Source organism: Stenotrophomonas sp. YIM B06876, assembly GCF_030711595.1.
Taxonomy (GTDB): domain Bacteria; phylum Pseudomonadota; class Gammaproteobacteria; order Xanthomonadales; family Xanthomonadaceae; genus Stenotrophomonas.
On sequence record NZ_JAUJUJ010000288.1, the window covers coordinates 1 to 1060 of the forward strand.

The 1060-nt window shown below is 67.7% G+C and carries 1 protein-coding gene; it reads right to left on the reverse strand.

Annotated features, from left to right (window positions below):
* Nucleotides 1-1007: 2,4-dienoyl-CoA reductase FMN-binding domain-containing protein (locus QZH66_RS16795; RefSeq protein ID WP_305806997.1), on the reverse strand; the 1007-nt coding region annotated here is incomplete at its 3' end.
* Nucleotides 1008-1060: the final 53 nt, after the last annotated feature.

Sequence of the window (1060 nt, forward strand, 5' to 3'; positions counted from 1 at the left end):
AAGGCCGGGTCGGCCAGCAGCGGGCGCGCCATCGAGACCATGTCGGCGCTGCCGTCGGCCAGCACTTGCTCGGCCACTTCGGGTGTGTTGATGCGGTTGGAGGCGACCAGCGGCGTGGCAATGCCGGCGGCCGCAAACTCCTGCTTCATCTTGCGCGTGACCCAGGCAAAGGCGGCGCGCGGCACGCTGGTGGCTATGGTTGGAACACGCGCCTCGTGCCAGCCGATGCCGGTGTTGACGATGCTGGCACCACCCTGCGCCACGGCCTTGCCCAGGGTGACGATCTCGTCCCAGGCGCTGCCGCCGGGCACCAGGTCGATCATCGAGAGGCGGTAGATCAGGATGAAGTCCTGGCCCACGGCTGCGCGCGTGCGCGCCAGAATTTCGATCGGCAGGCGCATGCGCTGGCTGTAGTCGCCGCCCCAGGCGTCCTGGCGCAGGTTGGTGGTTTGCGACAGGAACTGGTTGATGAAGTAGCCCTCGGAGCCCATGATCTCGACCCCGTCGTAACCCGCTTCGCGGGCGCGCACGGCGCAGTTCACAAAAGCGCGAATCTGCCGCTCCACCCCGGCCGTTGACAGCGCAAACGGCGTGAACGGCGAAATCGGCGACTGCAGACGCGAGGGCGCCACGGCCAGCGGGTGGTAGGCGTAGCGCCCGGTGTGCAGGATTTGCAGCGCGATCTTGCCGCCCGCGCCGTGCACCGCGTCGGTCACCACGCGGTGGCGCTTGGCCGCGCCCGAGGTGCTCAGCGTGCCGGCGAACGGCTTGGCCCAGCCGGCAATGTTGGGCGCAAAGCCGCCGGTGACGATCAGGCCCACCTGCCCCTCGGCGCGCTCGCGGAAGTAGGCCGCCAACTTGCGCAGATCCCGCCCGTCTTCCAGGCCCGTGTGCATGGAACCCATGAGCACGCGGTTCTTGAGGGTGGTGAAGCCCAGGTCGAGCGGGGCCAGCAGGTGCGGGTACAGGGCCAGGCCCGGCGCCGGGGCGGTTGCAGAAGGGCTCATGTGGGTGCTCCGTGAAGATAGAATAATTTTCTAGAACTTTATTCTGGAATCTG